The sequence below is a fragment of the Psychrobacter sp. M9-54-1 genome (assembly GCF_016613355.1).
In the GTDB taxonomy this organism is placed as follows: Bacteria; Pseudomonadota; Gammaproteobacteria; order Pseudomonadales; family Moraxellaceae; genus Psychrobacter; species Psychrobacter faecalis.
Genome location: NZ_JADGFW010000006.1, coordinates 246,944 through 269,313, shown reverse-complemented (window position 1 = coordinate 269,313; position 22,370 = coordinate 246,944). Strand labels below are relative to the sequence as shown.

The following is a 22,370-nucleotide window of genomic DNA, read 5'->3' as shown; positions in this document are numbered from 1 at the left end:
AACAAGTGATTTTTTATGGATCAATATAACAACGCTAACCATACTGCTCATGGCTTAGAGAATGTCGGCCATACCTACAGTCATACCTATAGTGGTGGGAATTATATTATTAATAATAATAACAACGATGATAGCCATACCAGCCCCGACAATTTAACTAAGAATCTGCTTAATAGTAGCGCTGATAACGCTGATAAGTCAGAAGAGCCACCTGCGATTCGTATCAAATTAAACGGTCAGTATCTGATAGAAGCGTCGGCGGGCACGGGTAAGACTTGGACTTTGACCGGAATTGTATTGCGCCTGCTTATCGAAGCCAAACGTGCGCCTGAGCATATTATTGCCACCACTTTTACTCGCGCTGCAGCTGCGGAGATGCGCCAACGTATCCATGATCGTTTGGTTGATTTTTATCAGTTATTGCAATGGCTGAATAACCTGCAAGTAAACTCAAACACGCATGCTATTCTTTACCCGCAGCTTGTTGATATTAATAAAAAAAATACGGCAGTGCGAGATGGTTTTATCTCAGAAAATGAGCAGTCGGATAAAAAAGTAAGCGCTGAGCAACGACAGACGCGTAAAGAATGGCTAGCAGAAAAAGCAAAACTGTCTGGCAATGCCGATTTGTTATCAGATCCTATCAATCTTTATTTATTAACGTATCTCTTGGACCATACCGAAGATTATCCATTAGCGGATGCCATAAGACGTTGTGCGTTGGTGCTAACGACGCTAGATAAGCTGTTTGTCGGTACTTTAGATAGCTTGTCACAAAAATGGCTGTCTGAATATAGTGCTGAGACTGGTCATCAGCAAGGCATCCAAATTAGCGATCAAGAGCAGATAGTCATCGAAAGTATCATTCATGATACCGTACGCGCGCATCACAGCTATTTGTACAATCAAAAGCCTGAGATTTATCAATTATTGCAGCATACTAAGCGTTTGACAGCGCCTGCTGATCATATTGGCGTCGCGCAAAAATCCATGCAGTTTATTTCGACACCAATTGAAGCGGTTGAGATGGGTGAAGAAATAGACTTTGCCGCTTATCAGCAAGCGTTAGATACTTTTAAAAATTGCGATTTAAAGGATATTGAGCCGTATTTCGATATAGAGTTCGGTATTGAAAAAGGGCTAAAAAAAGGCGGTAAATTTGGTAAGACCATATACGCTATTGCGACTATTCAAAAATTGGTTCATCAATATGAGGGTGCTTTTTTCGCAAATTTAGATGCTGATTCTGAGAGTTTTTATGGTTTGGTATCTAGTCTTTTTATTAGCGAAGAAGATGGCGGTAATCTTTTTAAAAAGAAGTTTGATGAACAGCGTCAAATACTTGCAAATTTTGAAGGTATTCAATTATTAGCGTCACTACGCAGTTACACTGAACAGATTGAACTATATCTCGACGCCCTTATAGAAAACCTTAACCGTGACATTGCATTAAAAGTTCGGCAAAAACTACCCCCTATATTAGAAACGCGCCGCGAGACTACGTTTGCTCTACAAATGGTGCGCTTAAACCAAGCGCTATCAGGGAGGCAGGGCGAACGCTTAGCACGTTATATTCGTCACCATTATCCAGTAGCGCTGATTGATGAGTCGCAAGATATCAATGGTGAACAAGCGCGCATGATTGAGCGTATTTATTTATCTAAGAGTAATGATAGTGCGAGCCAGAGCGGCGGTCGCGGTTTTCTCTTGCTCGTTGGCGATCCAAAGCAAGCGATTTATGGCTTCCGTGGCGGTGACGTTGCCAACTATAACGCCATGAAGGCAAAGTTTGCTAAAGATAGAGTTATGAGCTTGGATGTCAATCGTCGCTCTAATGAGCGCTTGATTACCGCGCTTAACCACTGGTTTGGCAGACCGACTCCTGTTGCAGACTTACAAGATGCTACTTCTGGTAAGGCCGTTTCTGATAAAGCCAGTCAACTCGCGCAGTTGGGTAAAAGTATCTATTATCAATATATCACTGCTGCCAACAAAGATTTGCGCCTGTCATGGCAAATGGCGCTAGAGCAAAAACAAGAAGCATCTGTGCAAAATTTGCTATCAGATAGCCCTGTCAGTGTCATTCATCTGCCTTATGACAAACAGGCCAAGCACAACGCTTGTGAGCTCACCGCGCTACATATTGCAGCATTGCTGGCAAGCGAGCAAACACTAGAAGGGCGACCTATTAAGCCCAGCGATATTGGCGTGCTCGGTCGCCGTAAACATGAGCTTAAGCAAGTGGAAGATATGCTCAGTAAACTTGGCGTTCCAACGCTAGAAACCGCTGAAAAAAATGTCTTTGATACGCCTATCGCTGCTGATTTGGCGGCTTTGTTAGAAGCGATGTTGCGCCCCCATCGCCGTGACATCATTAATCGGGTATTGACCAGTAATTTTTATCAGATGAGCCTCAATGATGTGCAAGCGTTGATGCTCGATGAAGATGAAAGCGAGACTGATACTGACCAAATGCATAGAAAAATAGATTCTGCGCAAGTCAAGTTAAAACAGCGCTATCAAGATTTCCAGTTGTATTTAAAGACTGCTGCCTCGCATTGGCAGCACAATGGTATTTTATCAGCATTGCACTATTTGTTTGCTCGAAACCCTATGGTGAGCGCCAAGAGCGTGCTATCTGATGGACAAACTGATAGACAAGTGCAGAGCCAAAATATATGGGTCGGTCTTGCTGACTTAGAAGACGGCGCGCGTTACTTAATGGATTTACGACATCTGCTTGATATTTTAGCGCAGCACGGCATGCATATCGGTGAGCATGAGCTACTGGCATGGTACAAGAAAAATATGAATAGTAGCCGTACACCGGAATGGGCGCAGCAGCAGCCGTTGCCGACAGAGTCAGGGGTACAGCTTATGACCATTCATAAGTCTAAAGGCCTTGAATTCCCGATTGTCTACGTCGTCGGTATGGATGGCGCGAGCCCTAAAGCGGGCGGGCGCAGTTACCATAATTTATTTCTATACGATTCTGATATAGAAAACAATAAAACAGAACGCCGTCTGTCTGCCAGTAAAGGCAAGCGCTATAGTAAATCTGCTAAAGGTGAAAAGCCAACAGATTATTATGCCCAGTTCGAAACCATAGAAAACTATGAGGAGCTTAGGCGACTGGCTTACGTGGCCTTTACCCGTGCCAGTGAACAGTTATATATGGTGTTTGGTGATGCTTATAATAAAACCGATGCTGAGCGTAAGCCAAGTCTGCAATGGCTAAGCTGTGAGGACCATAATTTTGTACTACCAGATAGACTACAACCTTATATTGGCTGGCTAGAATACGTAGCGATTGCGCCCATCGCTGAAACGATTCTTCAGACCAATAAAACGCCTCAAAATACTAATCCTCTTGAGGACTCATCATCTGAGTTACAGACAGCACAGCGTATCGATTACCAAAGCGCTTATGCGCAGATACAACTTAACACCTTTAAAGGTTGGGCGAAGACCAGCTTTACCGCGTTATCGCGTCAGTTGAATGAACAAAGCCAAGCGTTAGCAGTGTTCAATGATGGGGTAGAAGATGAGTTGGATCTGACTGACAGTATTAATCTAACTAACTCTGTAGAGAACAACCAGCTTCGAGAGGATTTGCTCAACGATAGCGAGATTGGTGCTGACCCTATTACTAGCGACAATATTCGCTTTCGTTTTGTGAAGGGCGCGAATGCCGGTACGTTCTTGCACGAGATTTTTGAAAAGATAGATTTTACCGATAATAGCAAATGGTCGGTTATTATTGACCAAAGTCTTCGTCAGTATCAACTGCCGATTAGCTATGCTAGCGTTACGACGCAGCAGCGATTGCAACAAAATACAGCCGTGCCTATAGAGACAGATGAAAGTATAAATTTAGCGGCGACCGCTCAGTTAGGTGACGCCCATGAAGAGCTGATAGCTTGGGTGGCCGATGTATTGGCCGCTCCATTGTTGGCTTCAGGTCAACCGCTACAAGCCATACCGACTAGGCAACGTATTGCTGAGCTTGGTTTTAATATGGGACTGTCAGAAGATTTTACCCCTGAGCGTATCAATCATATTTTTACGCAGTATTTACCGGATGAGCCTGAAAAACACATTGAGCTTACGCCACAATTTTCTAGCCATATTTATCGGTACTTACGCGGTGAGATTGATCTTGTCTATGAGTGCGCTGGCAAGTACTACGTGGTGGATTATAAAAGCAACTATTTAGGAAATAGCCTAAGTAGTTATAATAACGAAAGCCTAAACGCGGCTATGAATAAAGCTGGCTACTGGTTACAGGCGGCTATTTATCAAGTGGCATTACATCGATTTTTACGTTTGCGTTTAAAAGGTTACGTCAGTAATGAAGCACAGTATTTAGGCGCTGTAGAGTATGTATTCTTGCGAGGTATCGACTCAAAAGGTACGCAAAACTATGGACGAATCCAGTGGCAAATACCGTTTGAGCTGGTTAAAGCATTGGATGAGATGTTTGGTAGCCCTAGCGCTTTGTAATTTTTAAATCAATAAACTTAAAATAATGATAAAAACGGATCAATAATGAGTAATGTGCAAAGTATAAATAACGTGAGTAAGTCAGCAAAAGTAACCAACAGCGCTCAAAATGTTGTAGATGACGTTGGCAATAGTTGGGCGACGACGATTGGCCAGTATTTATTACAGCGCCGCGCACAAACTCAGACTTCTTATCAAAATCAATTGCTCATGAGTAGCTCAAATGGGACTGAAAACAATGAAGATTGGTTGTTTGAGGTGATGTTTGAATTACTGGTGCAGCGATTGGAAGAAGGGCATACCGTATTAGAGCTTGAGGCGTCTAATCATGGAGCTAGCGTCAATTTGTTTGATGACGACAAAGAGTTATTTGCTTGGCAACATCAATTGCTACAACCTTTAATGCAACCACTTTTTTCAGCATTTTCCAGTACCAATATGGCAGACATAACGGCGGCAGCGTTGTTAGAAGATGAGTTATTGTGGGAAACAGTAATGCGTCAATCTACACTGGCGGCCTATGACAAGCGTGTATCAGAGCAGCGCCGCAAAGCTTGCGTGAAACTTTATCACTTACTAAAAGATATATCCAATACGACTGATCCAGTAGGAAATAGCCTAAGTAAATTTAGTGAACTATTAAACAAACACCCACTTTTTAATAACAGTACAAGAGACAAATCCGATATTTCAAGACCAATTGTCTTCCAAATAAACGAAGGCGCACACAAAAACGCAGCCAATCAATCTATAAAAATCACCTTATGGCTGCATCGCACTTGGCAGGCGGAGTACGCTTTGGCAAAGCACGTGCTGCGTATTAAAAATCAAAGCCTCATAGAACTACCGATTACACCGAACCCCTTGCTGAATGATGAACAACAAGGCGCCATTCATATGGCAAATCGTTCGGCATTTAGCATCATCACTGGTGGGCCAGGGACGGGGAAGACCTTTACCGTTGCACAGTTGGTCATGGCTTTGCAACAAGAGCAGATGACAGACGAGCAAGGCAGTAACTCGCAGGCCAATTTAGCACTAGCAGCGCCGACAGGGAAGGCCGCTCAGCGTATGCAGGAGTCGCTACAGGACGCCATACAGCAAGCGGGCGTTGCTTTACAGCTGCCAGAAGCAAAGACCATCCATCGCCTGCTCGGTATCGGGCAGGGCGGTCGCCCACGTTACCATAAGAACAATCCACTCAGCGAAGACATCGTCATCATCGATGAAGCGTCGATGCTTGGGGTAGAGCTTGCCAATCATCTAGTGAGCGCCATAAAGCCCAATGCGCGGCTGATATTACTTGGTGATGCCAATCAGCTCGCAGCGGTCGATGCAGGAGCAGTATTGGCAGACTTATGCCGTATACCAGTGCTACAAGACGTGCACCAACGTTTAATCGCCAGTCGTCGTTTCAAAGAAGACTCAGGTATTGGCAAGCTTGCTAAACTGATAAATCAAACAGATAAAGCTCAGACCCAAGCGCAAAATATGAACGCTATCTGGCAACTGTTTGAAAAAGACGAAGCATTAAGTTTTTATCATCTGACAGCGAATGTTACTCAAGCACCTGACAGCAATACTACAAATAATAAGATAAAAAATAGCCTAAGCAATCATGAGTTTTTAAAAATACTATCTAACAATTACCTTAAATACTTTAATCAAACTCAAGAAACATTAGCCAAAATCAAAAAAGCGAAATCCATACCAACTAAAGAGTATTTTGCTGACTTTAATAAGCACATAGAGCTACTCAATCATTTTCGAGTTTTAACCGCTGGACATCATGGCCGCTGCGGTGACCATTACATCAATAATTATCTAAGCGAGCAGCATAAGACGCAATTAAAACTGCCACTTTCCAAATCGCCTTGGTATCACGGTCGTCCAGTCATGGTATTGCAAAACAACTATGAACTAGGGCTCTTTAACGGTGATATCGGTATCTGCCTGCAAATAGAGCAGGGGCGGCTACAGGTATTTTTTGAAAATAAAAAGCATGGTGTCAATATTAATATGCTGAGTGATGAGATGATTGCGACTGCGTACGCGATGACCATTCATAAATCACAAGGGTCAGAATTTGACCATGTAGCGATTAGCTTCGATGACAATAATGCCCGCTTGTTAAGCCAAGAGTTGATTTATACCGCGGTCACCCGTGCCAAAAAACAAGTCTCTATTTTTAGTACTGCTTCGGCAATGACCTCGGCATTATCGACGCCAACGCTACGCCAAACCGGACTGAGCTTACAGTTTGGAAAATTGCTAGAGTAGGTGAGTGACCTTATCTTACAAGATTAGGTGTTTAGGGTTATGAGAAGATAACTTGCAAGAGAACAAAAAAACGAGCGTAAAAAAAGCATCCAGTCGGATGCTTTTTTATTTATATATAAAACTCTATAGTTAGATTTTGTCTTCTTTAATAGCGTAGATACCAGGCAGATGACGCAAGTAACCATGAAAATCCATACCACAGCCGTAAACATAACGATCTGCAACGTTGATACCAACAAAATCAACATCAAAGTCTGCAACCTTGCGATCGTGTTCCTTATTGAGCAATACGCAACATTCAATCGATAGGGGTCTTTCTTTACCTAATTCTTCAACGATGGCTTTTAAAGTAATACCTTCGTCAAAAATATCATCGATTAATAAAACGTGTTCGCCTTCGATACTTACGTCAGGCTTAAATTTCCAATCAAGCTCATTGGTACCCGCATTATCACGATAGCGTGATGCATGGATATAATGCATGCGATGGTAAAAGGTTAAATGAGTCAATAGCTGACCGGCTGGGATAAGTCCGCCGTTCATAACGACCATCACGATTGGGTTTAAACCGGCATAATGTAGATTGAGCTGGGCGGCCAAGCGCTCATAAGCAGCGGCTACTTCGATACTGCTGATCAGGCACTCTGAGTTGCGCAGGGTTTTTTCAATTTCTTGGTTGTTAATTTGGGTCATGAGTTGCGCCTTTGATAAAAGTGCCGCCTATTTTAGCAAATTTTAGCAAATTTGCCCAACACTACCGTTTTAATAAAAACATAATAGTTGCTAATACAACCGCTATTCAGGTTTTTTTACGATAAATGGTCGATAATAATTGGCCAAACGATTCAATGATGCATCAGGTAGATCAGGCAGTAATTTATTTAGTGCCATGGTCATTCCTTTATCAATAGCTGCTTTGGCAACTGGCACAGATTTGCGCTTAATCATGCCAAGCTTCAACGTTTCCGCATAGCGACTAATGAAATGCGTTAACGTTTCTTCATTCATCGTTTCAAGTGCCGTTTTAAACGTTTTCATATCTACGTGTTCAGGAGTAACCGCTGCAAAACCAGCATCAATGATTTTGGCGTCAGCATCTGACAATTTAAAGCCGATACGCTTTTCACCTTCGTTATCGATAAAGGTCGCTTTATCACGTAAAAAATGAAAACTCGGCAACACTTCTTCGTTATTCTCTTTACCCAATAGAATGTTAAGCAGCGTGTCAGTTGCTTTTTCGACCGTGCCGACCACTTTACGCATGGCGGCTTGGCGCTCAGGATTTGGAATAATATCTACCAGTCCAACCAATAATTTATCGGTGAGGTCACGCGCTGTTTGGTGGGTTAAGGCATCACGATAGGGGTAATAATCTGTTTTTACGTTTGATTCAACGATTTGCTCTGCCTCAATAATCAGCGCTTTTAATTCATCTGACGGTATAAATCCAAAATAATGGGCCATTCTAACTCCTGTATTTATCGTTTTTAATGTTTCACCAACGTTACAATTACTGCCAAATGAGTTACTATTTAAGGCATAGAATGCTAAGTCACACAAGAAGTAAAGACTCACCACCATACTTCATGGCTAATTGGTCAAGCGTTTTGACCTTAAAATACTATGCTTTATTAGCCAGTAATCACAAGAAGATATGCTGTTATCTCATTGATAGCTGTTTTCTTAGCAACTGTTTCTTGAAGAACAGTGAGCCGAGTCTTTCACTGCTCACTAATCTAGCATATTTTTAAGATTTTGATTTAAAAAGCTTGAACTTGTAAGGCTATCTAATACTTGTCTAGGGAGAGATAAGATGAATAGTGCTATTGTACTGTTGGTTGGTGTGGCCGCAATGCTTTGCGGTTATCTGTTTTACTCAAAATTTATCGCCACTAAGATTTTGGCCTTGGATGACAGTCGTCCCACGCCAGCCCATACGATGAAAGATGGGGTAGATTATATCCCCACCAATAAATATGTATTGTGGGGGCATCATTTTACCTCGGTTGCAGGGGCGGCGCCGATTATCGGTCCTGCAATTGCGGTTATTTGGGGCTGGGTGCCGGCCATTATTTGGGTGGTTTTAGGGACCATTTTTATGGCAGGCGTCCATGATATGTCAGCCATTTGGGCCAGTATGCGCAATAAGGGTCAGTCTATTGGCTCGATTGCTGGTACCGTCATGGGCACACGTGTACGTAGCTTAATGATGGTAGTTATTTTCTTATTATTATTAATGGTAAACGCAGTATTTGGCGTCGCTATTGCCAATATGATGATTAAGACCCCATCTTCTGTGTTACCTGTCTGGGGCGCCTTGGTCGTGGCCTTCATCATCGGTCAATGTATCTATCGCTATAAGATGAATCTGGTTTGGGTATCCATTATTGGCGTTGTCGCTCTATATGGACTTATTTATCTTGGCCCTATGTTCCCAGTCGTGTTACCAGAGACTTTTATGGGGCTACCGGATAACGCCGTATGGATTATTATCTTATTCGCCTATGCGGCGATTGCCTCATTATTACCAGTATGGATGCTGCTGCAACCGCGCGATTATATTAATGGGTTACAATTATTTGTTGGTTTGATTTTATTGTATGCAGCCGTATTTATTGCGACACCAAACATTGTCGCGCCAGCGATTAATCATGATTTACCCATCGGCACGCCGTCATTAATGCCATTGTTATTCGTCACTATTGCTTGCGGCGCTATCTCAGGATTCCATGGTTTGGTGGCGACCGGAACGACTTCTAAACAGATTGATAAAGAAGGCGATGTACGTTTTGTTGGTTATTTTGGCGCTATGGGTGAAGGTATGCTCGCACTGGGCGCCATTCTTGCGGCCACCGCAGGTTTTGCGACACTCGGTGATTGGCAAGCGGTTTATCAAAAATTTGGCGACGGCTCTATCGGTGCTTTTATTGATGGTGGTGCGACCATCTTAAATGCAGGTGTTGGTATCGATATGGTGCTTTCTCAAACAATGCTCACTGTTATGGCAGCATTATTCGCTGGCACCACGATGGATACGGGTGTCCGCTTACAACGTTATATATTCCAAGAGTTTGGTGAGTTTTATAACATTCCAGTGCTAAGTAAAAGTGTCGTGGCTACTTTCCTTGCCGTCGGTAGCTGTCTATTATTAGCATTTGGCGCCGGTGGTATTGATGGTGCAGGTGGCATGATTATTTGGCCACTATTTGGTACCACCAATCAGCTCATGGCAGCATTAACCCTTATGATTGTCACGGTTATTTTATTACGTAAAGGCAGAGCGGTTTGGTACACCTTAGCACCTTTGTCATTTTTGCTAGTTATGACCATTTTTGCCTTATTGATTCAGCTAAAAACCTTTTTTACCGAGGGCAATTGGCTGCTGATTATTATGGACATTATTATTTTGATCGCAACGATTCTAGTAACGTTCGAGAGTCTATCTGTGCTGCGTAAAGAATGGACATTGCATAAAGGTAAAACGGATTCGTAATTGAGATTAAATCTTATCATTTTTACTTTTATCAAAAAAACGCTAGCAGCAATTGCTGGCGTTTTTTGTATGAGGTAGGCATGATAGAGATGATAGGTAATAAGAAATAAGCAGAGGTGAATAAATCATGGAAGATAACCCGATACCAAAACAAATAGAAAGCCCGTCAAACCAAGTAAAAAACAAAGCACCATGGTGGCAACGTTTTGCGGCAGGACTCAATGAGTTTTATCATGCGCCTTATCGCCAGACGATGGCACGCGCTGCGCGTGATGAAGAAGATTTCTTTATGCTGCTGATGTTTGCAGAGAGCCTAGGCATTGATAATCCTGCCAGCTTTTATACCTTGGAGTTGCAGCCGTTATTTTTGGAAAATTTCCATGAATGGCATACGCGCATGGGGTTGGATAAATGCCCCTTTGACCACGTTGGTTGCTGTTAGTTTGCGATGTAGTATAAAAGATTTATTAATAATGTGATTAAAAACAGAGATGGCAAATTGAGATAAAAATATGGCATTACACCCACTACACAGATTAGTAGACCAACTATCGACCCAGCCTATTATCTTTATTGGCGGCAAGGGCGGTGTCGGTAAAACCACGACCGCTGCGGCACTTGCCAGCTATTATGCGAGCCAGCAAAAAAAGACCTTGATTGTTTCAACCGACCCAGCGCATAGCCTCGGTGATGTGTTACATGTACGGCTCAATAACGAGAAAACTGCCATCACGCCGTATCTTGATGCTATTGAGTTAAACCCCGATGTCATCGTCGATGCGCATTTTGCTCAAGTTGAATCTACCATTAAATCTTATGCCAATCCAGATATGATGCCCAAAATCCGTGAGCACCTGCGTCTATCAAAGTCAGCGCCTGGCGCACAAGAAGCGGCCATGCTCGAATCTATATGCCAGCATTTAATCACAGCTGCAGATGCTGACTCTGATAAAAGGTATGAACATATCATATTTGATACCGCGCCCACTGGGCATACGTTGCGCTTACTCGTATTGCCAGAGATGATGGGCGCATGGACAGATGGGCTGCTAGCGCAGCAGCGCCGACAGGCAAAATTACGCTCAGTCGCGAACCATTTAGATAGCCACAATCAAAAGAGCAGTCAAAAAGACATCAATAAAAAAGATGTGCCAAATCCGTTTGCCCAAAAAAAATCTGACCGCTGGGAGCAAGCGGTAGCCGTCCTAGAAAAACGCAAACAGCTGTTTCGACAAGCAGGGATACTACTTCATGACCGTAGCCAAACAGCGATTGTATTGGTGATGACTGCCGATGTGCTACCACTGGCAGAAACCAAACGCGCTATCGAACAATTGGAAGAAAGTAAACTCACACCAGCCGCGATAGTCATCAATCAGCTGATAGTACCCACGCAGTCAGATGAATTTTGGCGTCTTCGTGCCGAGCGGCAACAGCAATTGCTGCAGGATATTGAAAACAGTTTCTCCAATTATCCACTGTATCCGATTTATTTACAGCAAACAGACGTACGCGGTACTGAAGCATTAAGTATGCTATTACGCCCCTCATCGTAAAGGTCGCTTGTAAGCCATATGTTTGAAAAATAAAAGAAACCGACCGTTAATACTTAACGCTCAGGCTTATATAACTGTAATTTATTTGCCAGCGACCACGCCATATCTGCACGCAGTAGCTGAGCCTGTTCAGATTTACCGCTACTAAGTGATGACCATTGTGGTTTGCCGCGAGCTTTTTTAAGCTCACTGGGTAATTTATGTGGCGGCCATGGCGTCACGACATTAGTTTCATTGTCGTTACTTAAATTGTCGTTATTTGAGATATCAGCATCATTTTTTGCGCCGCTATATATCAGTTGGGTGGCATCGGTTGCCGCATGACCACGATGACGCAGGGCGGTGAGTAAATCTATCGCTCGCGTGGCGAGCAAGGTTAGGGTGGCAGGGTCGATATATAAGCGTTTTACCCCAGTGATTCTATCAGCGATACTACTGGTATTGGATAATAGCCCGCCTGCGATACCACCGATGGCCGCGCCCAAACCTAACGTGGTGCCGAGTGCCGCCGCATCAATGCCCAAACCTAATAATGCGCCCGCTGCTGCACCAGATGTCGTGCGAATACCATAGCTTTTGAGCAGCTCAGGGTCAAAAGGGTCTTGCTGATAGGCTTGTAACTCAAGTGGCGTTGCGGCCACGGCGTTATCATAAAATTTATATAAGTTAAGCAGGCTATTTTGCATTGCTCGTTCACTCTGTCTGACCGCTTCTTGCATTTGCGCAAGCACAGGCATTGGATCGTCATCTTCACTAATTTCACGCACAAAGGAGGCAACATTTAATAAAAAATCGGCAATGATGATATTGGCCTCCTCATAGAGCTGTGCCCAGTTCTCCGTACGGCGTACCATGAGTTGCTTAAGCATCTCAGAATGGGTGAGCATGATGGCAAGATTTTGCCATAAGCGCATCTCATCTTTAAATTCGAAAGCCACGGAATCAAAGCGCGTTGAGATGTGCAAATTACGTCTTGCCAGCATCGTCTGCCATGCGTCGATATTGGCATCTTGACTGTCAGTAAAGTTAAATACCGGCATAACCGGTATCGCCGCCCAAGATAAAATAGCCAGCTCATCTTTATACTTACCGAGTACCGGCTCACGCGCATCGACAACATAAATAGCCATATCACTTGCCAGCAGCTGCCGAATTACTTTGGCTTCTTGGCTATAGTCCTCATTGCTACCATTGCTAGTTAGCGCATCGACGCCTTGAGCAATGTCGGCTGCTAAAAACTGCTGCAAGCGCTCAATACCATCACGGCGACTGGCAGTGTTGTCTTCTAGCCAATCCATTAATCCTGAAGCATCTTCTAAACCCGGTGTGTCATAAAGCACCACTAATACTTCGCCCGTTTGGCTGTCGGTCAATTTTGCTTGCTCGACATGGCGGGTGGTTGCTGCTTCGTTTTTCACTTCCCCAAAATAAACATCGCGTAGTAACGTGCGCAGTAGTGACGTTTTACCTGTATTGGTATGACCAACGACTGCTAATTTGAGCGCTTCGCCACTGGCAATGGTTTTTTTAGAGACATTATTATTAAAGCCGGTATGCTCGTCTGCAGTTTCTGAGTCGGATATTTCGGATATTGGCGCAGGTATTGGCTCATAGGCTTTATCAGCAAAGAGACCGACAGCTTTGGCACTATCTTGATGGTTGCTTTGATTATTATTGTCATTATTCATAATAGAATCTTATTATTAATATTATTGGTGGTGTGTCAAAAAGTATGCTGATTAAAATTTGAATAATTTTTGAAGTCTTGAAAGCCCTATAGAATCAGAGAACTTCGCATAGATTTCTTATTGGCTTTTATCGCCAGCATACTTTTTAGAACACCACCATATTATTGAGTATCGGTATGAGAGAATATCACCAAGCTAAACTAAGCCGATTTTTCGAGCGGCAAGGGCGGTCTGCCACTGCTGATAACGAACGTCCTGATTTTCTGATCTTTGGTTTTCTGGGCTTTGCTCTTGCTCGTGGGTGTTAGTAGCGCTGGTATCACTGAGCAGTTGTACAATAAGGCCATCCGCGGCATGTTCGGCAATACGATCAAGTTTACGCAGTGTACCTCGGTCAGGTAGCGCTTTACTATGAATACCTAATAATACTTGAACCGGATGGCTGTCCAAATAAGTCGTTAAGCGATCCATATCATCACGGTCATCAACAATACCGAAGTTCTCGACATTGCTAATGTTACTGTTATTACTGTGGCTACTTATATCGGCATTCAGTCCTGATTGCCACCAATGATCCTGCTGTGATGGGTATTCAAGTAAAGCAACCAGTTTTTTACCAGTACTGACTGTCGCTTTTGGCGCGACAGGAGCGGGCGCTGCCTTAAAATCATCTTCATCAACCACATGACGCTGCCAAAAGTTTAGAATCTTTTGATAATACGGCTGCTTGATATCCAAGCGCATCTTTTTACGGCGGAACATCAAGGCGCAAAATGCCCAAGCAATCGCCCTTGGTACAATACCGTACATCAGCAAACTACCGACCAATAAGCCTGCCCATTGCCGCGCCATCGATAAGGGCATGGCATCCGTCACCAAACGACTCTGTACGATAGCAGCACTGTCAGGCACGGTAAATCCAACCTTGCTTGGTAACCAGCCGAGTATTTGAGTCAAACTGATCAGCGCCTGATCAGAGAGTAATGTCGACTCCCAGCTAAAGCTATATTGACGCACAATCAACAAAAATATGATCGCAAGCAGCATACCAGTCAAGGTAGCGAGCCACAATTGATGGCTAAAGCGCCCCAGATACCAACGCATACCGCTATGTTGTAATTGACGCTCGTACAAATCAACCGCCGCTTTGGTGACATCGTCCTTACCGCGTATCAGATAGCTTGGGCTCACAAAACTGGCAAACCAATTTGACGACTGCTTACCTTGATTAATCAAAGTCATGACTAGCCAGCCTAACAGCATGATGGTATGAAACCCAAGCAGACAGACCAGCACATAAAAGAAATTCACCACATTGGTCTGCAGCAGGGTAAACAGCCCCAAAAACCCCGAAATGCACCACACCACACTCATAACTAGCATAATACCTTTGATGCGCCCATCAATTTTACCAAGTACACGTGCCAGTGCACCGTTACTATCGATACGCGAAGCGCGGCGATGTAACTTTTGAATGGGCTTCCCATCCTCGCCTTGCAGCTTTTCTGTGATAAGTAGCGGGTCAGTGGCAAAGACATGCTGCTGCGTCTCAAGCGTTCGTACGAGCTCAGTCAATTGGTCTTGGGGCGATAGCATAGGGCGATGACATCCGTATAAAGGCGTTGGTTAAATTTAAAAGGTTAAGATTAAAGGTTAACGGTATTTAGACATCTCAACTGATAGATGTCGAGTATTTACCCGTCAGTGATTATTGTAGCCTATATAGAATAGCGATAACTTCTATTATTCTTAGCGTTTTAGCATAGTAAATGTAAAGTAAATACGCCAAAATGAATGCAAGTTAGTAGTCGCACATCATAAAAATAGCAATAAGGAATGCCTTATGAATCAAAAAAACTACTTCATCGTTGGCGGCACCGGTGGTATCGGTAAAGCGATGGTTAAACAGCTGATAGAGTTAAGTGCTAATAATAAAAGCAGTGGAAAAATATTTGCCACTTATCATACAAATCAGCCTAACTTTGCAGCCGATAATTTGTATTGGTTACCGATGGATGTCAGCGATGAGAAAAGTATCGAGCAAGCCATTGCTGATATTAAGCAGCAAACCACTCATATTGATTGGGCGATTAATTGTGTGGGGCTATTGCATACGCCGCATAATCAACCAGAAAAAGCACTACGACAACTGGAGACGGACTTCTTTTTGCAGAGTATGCAGATTAACGCCTTAGCCAGCTTGCTCATTGCCAAGCATATCAAGCCACTACTGGCTAAAGCTGAGCGCAGTACAAACGCACCGGCGATTTTTGCGACCATATCGGCTCGGGTTGGTAGTATCGGTGACAATGAGCTTGGCGGTTGGTACAGCTACCGTATGAGTAAAGCGGCACTGAATATGGGTATGAAAAATTTGAGCATTGAATGGAGTCGGTCGCTAAAGGATGTTTGCGTGGTCGTCATGCAACCAGGCACCGTCGATACCCAGTTGTTATCACCTTTTCAGGGCAATGTGGCTGACGAAAAACTGTTCTCGCCAGCTTATAGCGCTCAGTGTTTACTAGAAGTACTTGATAGGATGACTTCCGCCCAATCTGGTTGTTTTGTCGATTGGGCAGGTGAGTCGATAGCTTGGTGATAGTAGATTATTAATTATAAAAAATAAGTCATGGGTATAACTTACTAAAGCATACTTTAAGTATGTCTGCTGTAGATACACTATGGTATTAACCAGCGTTTCCTCAGCTCTGGAGTATCTTCAACTACAGAGTACAAGATAGCAACCCTATCAGTTAAGCAGCTATCACTAGCTTTTGAGTCGAGCTTTGGTAGATATTTACTATCTATAAACCCTCCTCCCAACATTAAATCTTTATCTAAAAGTATCACCCCTCCGTTCAAGTAAACCTCTCTTTTTTCAGCATTGAACTTCACATCGTCTGTATTAAATATAGGCGTAGTGATGTTTTCACCGTCAGCCAAAAATAAACAATTATCTTTGAAGATAAATTTTCCCGATATCAAGGCAGCAAACTGAACATTGTTACTTTCATCATAGTAAGAGAAAACGTTACTTAATTTTGGCCTATCATTTGCATTAACGACACTACTATTCATTGGCATACTAGAAGTACAAGCTGAGAGAAAGGAACTTAATAAAACAAAAGTAAACAATCCTTTAATGCTCATAATTTATTAACCCCAAGGTACTTTTAGGACTATTGTAGAAATTTACAATGCGTATTCTAATTCAATAAAGTATAACTTAGTATGCCACAAATAAATCCATAAACTCATTGACTGGGGTTTGCTCTAAGCGCTTTTGATCATCACATAGCGCAAAGATATCTGCACAACGACTGTCAATAAAGCGCGTTGCCAAGCTTGCTCGGAACTTCGCTTCTAATACGGGGATGCCTTCAGCGCGGCGGCGCTTATGACCAATAGGATATTCGACAGCGACTTTATCGGTACTGCTGCCATCTTTAAAGAATATTTGAATGGCATTGGCAATCGAGCGTTTATTTGGATCATGATAATCTTTTGAATAATTGGGATCTTCAACGACCACCATCTTACGGCGCAGCCCATCAATCAAGATATGATGCTGTTCGTGATAATCATCTTCGTAGTTTTCTGCCATCAAGTCGCCCGTCAATAAAGGCACGGCAACCATATATTGCAAACAATGATCGCGATCGGCAGGATTGGCAAGTGCGCCTTCTTTTGAGATAATTCGAATGGCTGAATCATGCGTGGTCAGGACGACTTTTTCAATCTCATCAATCCTATCATCAACCATAGGATGCAAGATAACCGCTGCTTCACAAGCAGTCTGGGCATGGAACTCGGCAGGAAAGCTTATCTTAAATAAGATATTTTCCATCACATAGCTGCCAAACTCGCGCTGAAAGGTAAAACGGCGCTCGCCTGCAGGTTTGAGTGCTAGGTCTTTATTGGTATGGCTAAACAACACATCATAAAAACCCCATTGCGGCGCGGTTAATGCTCCCGGAATGCCCATCTCGCCGCGGCGAGTGATATCGACTAAGCGTACCGCACGACTGGTGGCGTCGCCTGCCGCCCATGATTTACGGCTACCAGCATTGGGTGCATGACGATAGGTTCGCAGCGCTTGACCATCGACAATCGCTTGCGAGATCGCCGCCATGATACGCTCGCGTGGTAATTTATAGAGTTTGGCGACCACCGCCGTTGAGGCGAGTTTGACGAGGAACACATGGTCAAGCCCCACGCGGTTAAATGAATTGTCTAAAGCAAGCACGCCTTGAATCTCATGCGCCATAATCATCGCTTCTAAAACGTCGCGCATGGTGAGTGGGTCTTTATTTTGGCTGACGTTTTGCTGACTGATATAGTCCGCCACTGCCAAAATTCCGCCTAAGTTATCTGAGGGATGGCCCCATTCGGCCGCAAGCCACGTATCATTATAATCAAGCCAGCGCACCATACAGCCAATATCAAAAGCAGCTTTAATGGGGTCGAGTCTATGAGGCGTACCAGGGACGCGTGCGCCATTAGGAGTAATTTGATCGGCGCAATCGGGTCCGAGGTGTTTGGTACATTCAGGAAAACGCAGTGCAAGCAGTCCGCAGCCTAGGGTGTCCATCAGACAGTGGCGAGCCGTATTCCAAGCATCGGCACTATTGGGCGAGTCGTTATCGATAGAGTAATTAAGCACATAGTCGGCGATTTTTTGAATCTCATCGTCATACTCTGGACGGACATTGCTCTCTACCGTAGCGTTTTGAGTCGTAGACATAATCGTTACCTCTTCCTTGAGTCGAATATTGGAGCGATTGATAAGCGACATGATTTATCAATCAGTGATGCATCAAAAATAACATACTCAATATCGAACAACAGTGAAGTCGTGTAAGACTGTTTTATCGTTTCATGAGTTACACCATGAGATAAACCAAACCGACAATGAATAAAAGTGCCAATATTAATAACAAAAAACTGAGAATACTACTCACCATTCCCGAGCTTTCTTTTTTCACCTTTACTTTTTTAATGACAGGTAAAACCATGGTGACATGCTCGATACCGTCTTCAAGGTAGCGTTCACCTTCAACGATAAATCCAAGTGATTCGTAAAAGTTTAGCAAATAAGTCTGCGCGGAGATGATGATGGTTTTTTTACCATACTTTTTGCGGCAGTATTTGATGGCTTCAAGCATCATTTGACGGGCAACGCCATAGCCGCGATGCTCTGCTAGCACCAAAACCCTGCCAATCGCTGGTATCGGACCTGATGGATTAACCGAGGATCTTTTATGATTAAATTGCGGCGGAATGATGCGGCAATAGCCAATCAAGGCTTCGTCTTGATGGGCGACCAGATGCAGACAATCAAAATCCACCTCGTCCATGTCTTGATACGGGCAGTTTTGCTCGACCACAAATACTTGTGAGCGCGCTTTTAAAATATGGTAAACATCAACGGTGGTCAGCTCATCAAAGGTTTTTATAGAAAATTCACAGGTCATAGTCGGCTAGCTTTTAACGATTTAAAGGGTTTTTTAATGTCTTAAAGACTGAGCATTATAACGATTTCGCCCTATATTAACTATTTAAGGTTTGACTGATTTTATCTAAATTCAAACTATCGGACATGGCATTGAATATCTCATAGTATTTACCGTGATTGGCATAAAGCTCCTCATGCGTGCCAGTCTCCATCACACGGCCATTTTCAATCACCACCAAATCATCAGCATCAATAATTTGCGAGATATTGTGCGAGACAATAATCACCGTACGGTCTTTTTTAATTAAATCTAGACTGTGCTTGATCTGCTGGGTGGCAATAGCATCAAGACTGGCCGTTGGTTCATCCAAAAATACGATCGGTGGGTTTTTTAAAAACATCCTTGCCAGCGCGATACGCTGCTGCTGTCCGCCGGAGAGTAGTTTGGCTTCACTGTCATAGCCTTCAGGCATACCAACGACTTGCTCATGAATAGAGGCTTGTTTGGCGGCGTCGATAATCTCCTCATCGGTGGCATCCATCGCCCCGTAACGAATGTTGTCGGCGATCGTCCCTGAGAAAATATGGTTCTTTTGTAGCACTAAGCCGATTTGCTCACGCAAGTCATGGGTGCTGTAGTCCTCTAAATTACGCCCATCGAGGCAAATAGTGCCGCTGCTTGGATCATAGAATTTGACCAATAAATTAATAATCGTGCTTTTACCTGCGCCACTTAATCCGACCAAAGCGGTGATACGATTGGGATGAATATTAAAGCTCACATCATGCAGCGCCTGCTTGCCATTGGGGTAGGAGAAATTGACATCTTTTAGCTCGATATGACCTTTTAAATCGGTACATTTGACTTTACCTTCGTTTTCAATTGCTTGGTCGTCGTCCAAGATATCAAAGAAGCCTTCGGCATAGGTGAGGGCATTATTAATTTGGTCGTAAATGCGGTGCAATTCGCGAATGGGAGCCGCGACGTTTTGAAACAGTAGGATATGGAACATAATGGCGCCAATGGTCATCTGTCCGTTGAGCACAAAATATGAGGTTAGGACAATAATTGCCACCACGCCGATTTGCTCGATAAAGGTTTTGCCAGCGTTATACATAAACGCAATACTGCGAATACGTAGCTGATTGGCGGTCATATCCTTTTGGATGTCCCAATGCTTACCGGACTCAATCGGCTCGCGCACAAAGGATTTAATCACCGTGATAGAGTCAATAATCGAAATCACCAAGCCGCTTTTGGTCTCGCGATATTGGCGCATTTGTTTGCGAAACCCTTGCAGACGGTTGGCTTGGCGCTGACTGACAAAAAAGTAAATCGGCACGATAATTAGCCCGACCATACCGACCCAAAAATTGGCGTTAAACATAATGATTAATGACACGATGGCACTGGCAAACAGCGGCAACATGTCAATAAAGAAGTTTTGTACCAATTGCGTGAGACTACTGACCCCCAAATCAATGCGGGTTTGCAGCTTACCGCTGGCGTTCTCGTCGCTGGTATAAAACGCCATTTTGTAAGACAAAATACGGTCGACCACCTTTTGTGACAAATCACGCGATAAGTTAATACGAATACGCTCACCAAAGTAGCGCTGACCAAAGGTGATGATGACGTTGAGAACTTCTTTGACCAATAAAATCACACTAATCAGCGTCAGTAATTTTATACCTTCTACCCATGGGTCAGGTAAACCAACAATATTGGTCAAAGTATCGATGGTATATTGCAAGACAAAGGCATTCACCTGCGCGGTAAACGACCCAAGCACTGTCAATATTAAGGTTAAAATAAAAAGCCCGCGATAGGGTCTTGCAAACTCTCCGAGCCTTTTTAAAATCGACCACAGCAAAGCCCCCCGTTCCTTTTTTTTGGTGGGCGGCTTGATGTCTAAAGGAACACGGCGTGGCGGAGTACTCATAGGGTTAAGGCGCTATTTAATTTGATATTGGCATGTATTAACTGCTTATTATTCATAATAATAAGCGACCACCAGTATAAAGACTTTAAGCAGTATCTTAAACCTTGTTACCTTTAATTTTCTTTTAAGTTCGTTTCCTAAAAATTGTCGTTATTAAAAAGCATCCGCTGGTACAAAAACTTCACCAACCATAATACGGCGAGCAGAGCGGCTCATGGAGACTTTTTTGGCTTGCCAGCGTCCGTTCACGCGTTCGGTTTTACCGCCGACGAGTAGCGTTCCTGATGGATGCCCAAAGCGCACTTCACCTAATTCGCTACCACCTGCCGCTTCATTGACCAGTGTACCCTGTGTGGTCGCTGCTGCGGCAATCGCCACCGCTGCCGTACCCATCATCGCATGATGTAATTGTCCCATACTCATCGCGCGTACGACTAAGTCAATGTCTGCGGCATCAACGGCTTTGCCACTTGAGGCGCTATAACTTTGTGCAGGGGCAACCCAAGCAATCTTTGGAATATGTTGACTACTTTGTGCTTCACTGACGTCTTTAAATAACCCCATCGCAACGCCACCTTTGGCACGGATTGCCTCTAACTTAGCTAAGGTTTCGCTACTACTATTGATGTCGCCTTGCAGCTCAGTACCAGTAAAGCCTAAATCAGCGCTTTTCATAAAGATGGTTGGGATACCGGCACTGATAAAGGTGGCCTTGACGCTATCGGTATTTAGACCACAGCCAGACACATCAAAATCATCGATTAGGTTGCCCGTGGGGAACATATCGCTTGATGAATCTACCGGGTCGATAAATTCAATCTTTACTTCGGCAGCAGGAAAGGTCACACCGTCTAATTCAAAATCGCCGGTTTCTTGCACTTGTACCTTGCCTTGCGCATCTAAGTAAACAGGCACATGAGCGATAATGGTTTTACTGATATTTTCTTGCCAAATGCGTACTTCGCAAATGCCACTCTCACTACTGTCATCAATACTATTAGTAACTTTATCAGCATCAACTAAGCCCATATTAAGCGCACAAGCACCAACTGCTGCGGTTAAATTACCGCAATTTCCCGCCCAATCAATCATAGGTTTGGCGATATTGACTTGTCCAAACAGGTAATTCACATCGTGATCTGCGCGTGATGCTCTAGACAAAATCACCGTCTTTGAAGTGCTAGAGCTACCATTACCCAAGCCGTCAATTTGCTTGCCATAAGGATCAGGACTACCAATGACCCGCAAAAGGAAATTATCACGCGCTTTGCCAGCAACTTGGCAACGCTCTGGTAAGTCGGATAATTTAAAAAACGTGCCTTTTGAAGTACCGCCGCGCATATAAGTAGCGGGGACGGAGACTTGTGGGGCAAATTTTGGTGTGTTTTCTAAAGTTGATTGGGTCATTTCTTATTCCTTATATCTGTTTATGAGGATGAGAGTCGTTAATAC

At 43.6% G+C, this 22,370-nt stretch carries 15 protein-coding genes; 6 read left to right on the top strand and 9 right to left on the bottom strand.

The features are described 5' to 3' along the window. Positions 1–15 precede the first annotated feature (15 nt). The gene (locus IQ457_RS04525; RefSeq protein WP_200662242.1) at positions 16–4,503 is read left to right on the top strand and encodes a UvrD-helicase domain-containing protein; all 4,488 of its coding nucleotides are present in this window, start codon (positions 16–18) and stop codon (positions 4,501–4,503) included. Positions 4,504–4,548: 45 nt separating this feature from the next. Continuing rightward, entirely contained in the window at positions 4,549–6,783 is a 2,235-nt protein-coding gene (recD, locus tag IQ457_RS04520; protein ID WP_200662241.1) for an exodeoxyribonuclease V subunit alpha, read from the top strand. A gap of 129 nt (positions 6,784–6,912) precedes the next feature. Here the strand turns inward: recD and IQ457_RS04515 are convergent, their stop codons facing one another. After that, positions 6,913–7,476, bottom strand: a complete 564-nt coding sequence (locus IQ457_RS04515) for a hypoxanthine-guanine phosphoribosyltransferase (protein ID WP_200662240.1) — start codon at positions 7,474–7,476, stop codon at positions 6,913–6,915. A gap of 102 nt (positions 7,477–7,578) precedes the next feature. After that, positions 7,579–8,247 carry a hypothetical protein gene (locus IQ457_RS04510; protein ID WP_200662239.1) on the bottom strand — a complete coding sequence of 223 codons (669 nt, stop codon included), beginning with the start codon at positions 8,245–8,247 and terminating at the stop codon, positions 7,579–7,581. A gap of 349 nt (positions 8,248–8,596) precedes the next feature. Between IQ457_RS04510 and IQ457_RS04505 the strand changes: the two genes are divergently transcribed. The 3 genes from IQ457_RS04505 to IQ457_RS04495 all read left to right on the top strand — a co-directional run bounded on the left by IQ457_RS04505 (position 8,597) and on the right by IQ457_RS04495 (position 11,832). After that, positions 8,597–10,276 (top strand): carbon starvation CstA family protein, encoded by a 1,680-nt coding sequence (locus tag IQ457_RS04505; RefSeq protein ID WP_068404748.1) that lies wholly within the window; start codon positions 8,597–8,599, stop codon positions 10,274–10,276. Positions 10,277–10,403: 127 nt separating this feature from the next. Continuing rightward, positions 10,404–10,718, top strand: a complete 315-nt coding sequence (locus IQ457_RS04500) for a cory-CC-star protein (protein ID WP_207161689.1) — start codon at positions 10,404–10,406, stop codon at positions 10,716–10,718. 70 nt (positions 10,719–10,788) lie between these two features. Further along, positions 10,789–11,832, top strand: a complete 1,044-nt coding sequence (locus tag IQ457_RS04495; RefSeq protein ID WP_200662238.1) for an ArsA family ATPase — start codon at positions 10,789–10,791, stop codon at positions 11,830–11,832. Between the two features lie 53 nt (positions 11,833–11,885). On the opposite strand, the gene IQ457_RS04490 is transcribed toward IQ457_RS04495, so the two are convergent. Beyond that, the gene (locus IQ457_RS04490) at positions 11,886–13,520 is read right to left on the bottom strand and encodes a GTPase/DUF3482 domain-containing protein (protein ID WP_200662237.1); all 1,635 of its coding nucleotides are present in this window, start codon (positions 13,518–13,520) and stop codon (positions 11,886–11,888) included. 195 nt (positions 13,521–13,715) lie between these two features. Beyond that, positions 13,716–15,116 (bottom strand): DUF2868 domain-containing protein, encoded by a 1,401-nt coding sequence (locus IQ457_RS04485; RefSeq protein ID WP_200662236.1) that lies wholly within the window; start codon positions 15,114–15,116, stop codon positions 13,716–13,718. A gap of 247 nt (positions 15,117–15,363) precedes the next feature. Here IQ457_RS04485 and IQ457_RS04480 point away from each other — a divergent pair, with 247 nt between their 5' ends. Next, entirely contained in the window at positions 15,364–16,119 is a 756-nt protein-coding gene (locus tag IQ457_RS04480) for an SDR family oxidoreductase (RefSeq protein WP_200662235.1), read from the top strand. A gap of 80 nt (positions 16,120–16,199) precedes the next feature. On the opposite strand, the gene IQ457_RS04475 is transcribed toward IQ457_RS04480, so the two are convergent. From IQ457_RS04475 to prpF, 5 genes are all read right to left on the bottom strand, one after another. Continuing rightward, positions 16,200–16,670 (bottom strand): hypothetical protein, encoded by a 471-nt coding sequence (locus tag IQ457_RS04475; protein WP_200662234.1) that lies wholly within the window; start codon positions 16,668–16,670, stop codon positions 16,200–16,202. A 76-nt stretch (positions 16,671–16,746) separates the two neighbouring features. Beyond that, positions 16,747–18,264, bottom strand: coding sequence for a bifunctional 2-methylcitrate dehydratase/aconitate hydratase (locus IQ457_RS04470; protein WP_200662233.1), 1,518 nt, complete (start codon positions 18,262–18,264; stop codon positions 16,747–16,749). A gap of 139 nt (positions 18,265–18,403) precedes the next feature. Next, positions 18,404–18,994, bottom strand: coding sequence for a GNAT family N-acetyltransferase (locus IQ457_RS04465; RefSeq protein WP_198328871.1), 591 nt, complete (start codon positions 18,992–18,994; stop codon positions 18,404–18,406). 76 nt (positions 18,995–19,070) lie between these two features. Continuing rightward, positions 19,071–20,918, bottom strand: a complete 1,848-nt coding sequence (locus tag IQ457_RS04460; RefSeq protein WP_068404733.1) for an ABC transporter ATP-binding protein — start codon at positions 20,916–20,918, stop codon at positions 19,071–19,073. A gap of 153 nt (positions 20,919–21,071) precedes the next feature. Beyond that, on the bottom strand, positions 21,072–22,325 hold the full coding sequence (prpF, locus tag IQ457_RS04455) for a 2-methylaconitate cis-trans isomerase PrpF (protein ID WP_200662232.1): 1,254 nt from the start codon (positions 22,323–22,325) through the stop codon (positions 21,072–21,074). Positions 22,326–22,370: the final 45 nt, after the last annotated feature.

What these genes read in the sequence shown, in the direction of transcription:
- prpF (WP_200662232.1), bottom strand. Translation starts at nt 22,325, where the DNA reads ATGACCCAATCAACTTTAGAAAACACACCAAAATTTGCCCCACAAGTC.
- IQ457_RS04525 (WP_200662242.1), top strand. Translation starts at nt 16, where the DNA reads ATGGATCAATATAACAACGCTAACCATACTGCTCATGGCTTAGAGAAT.
- IQ457_RS04495 (WP_200662238.1), top strand. Translation starts at nt 10,789, where the DNA reads ATGGCATTACACCCACTACACAGATTAGTAGACCAACTATCGACCCAG.
- IQ457_RS04475 (WP_200662234.1), bottom strand. Translation starts at nt 16,670, where the DNA reads ATGAGCATTAAAGGATTGTTTACTTTTGTTTTATTAAGTTCCTTTCTC.
- IQ457_RS04500 (WP_207161689.1), top strand. Translation starts at nt 10,404, where the DNA reads ATGGAAGATAACCCGATACCAAAACAAATAGAAAGCCCGTCAAACCAA.
- IQ457_RS04490 (WP_200662237.1), bottom strand. Translation starts at nt 13,520, where the DNA reads ATGAATAATGACAATAATAATCAAAGCAACCATCAAGATAGTGCCAAA.
- IQ457_RS04465 (WP_198328871.1), bottom strand. Translation starts at nt 18,994, where the DNA reads ATGACCTGTGAATTTTCTATAAAAACCTTTGATGAGCTGACCACCGTT.
- IQ457_RS04470 (WP_200662233.1), bottom strand. Translation starts at nt 18,264, where the DNA reads ATGTCTACGACTCAAAACGCTACGGTAGAGAGCAATGTCCGTCCAGAG.
- IQ457_RS04505 (WP_068404748.1), top strand. Translation starts at nt 8,597, where the DNA reads ATGAATAGTGCTATTGTACTGTTGGTTGGTGTGGCCGCAATGCTTTGC.
- IQ457_RS04460 (WP_068404733.1), bottom strand. Translation starts at nt 20,918, where the DNA reads ATGAGTACTCCGCCACGCCGTGTTCCTTTAGACATCAAGCCGCCCACC.
- recD (WP_200662241.1), top strand. Translation starts at nt 4,549, where the DNA reads ATGAGTAATGTGCAAAGTATAAATAACGTGAGTAAGTCAGCAAAAGTA.
- IQ457_RS04485 (WP_200662236.1), bottom strand. Translation starts at nt 15,116, where the DNA reads ATGCTATCGCCCCAAGACCAATTGACTGAGCTCGTACGAACGCTTGAG.
- IQ457_RS04480 (WP_200662235.1), top strand. Translation starts at nt 15,364, where the DNA reads ATGAATCAAAAAAACTACTTCATCGTTGGCGGCACCGGTGGTATCGGT.
- IQ457_RS04515 (WP_200662240.1), bottom strand. Translation starts at nt 7,476, where the DNA reads ATGACCCAAATTAACAACCAAGAAATTGAAAAAACCCTGCGCAACTCA.
- IQ457_RS04510 (WP_200662239.1), bottom strand. Translation starts at nt 8,247, where the DNA reads ATGGCCCATTATTTTGGATTTATACCGTCAGATGAATTAAAAGCGCTG.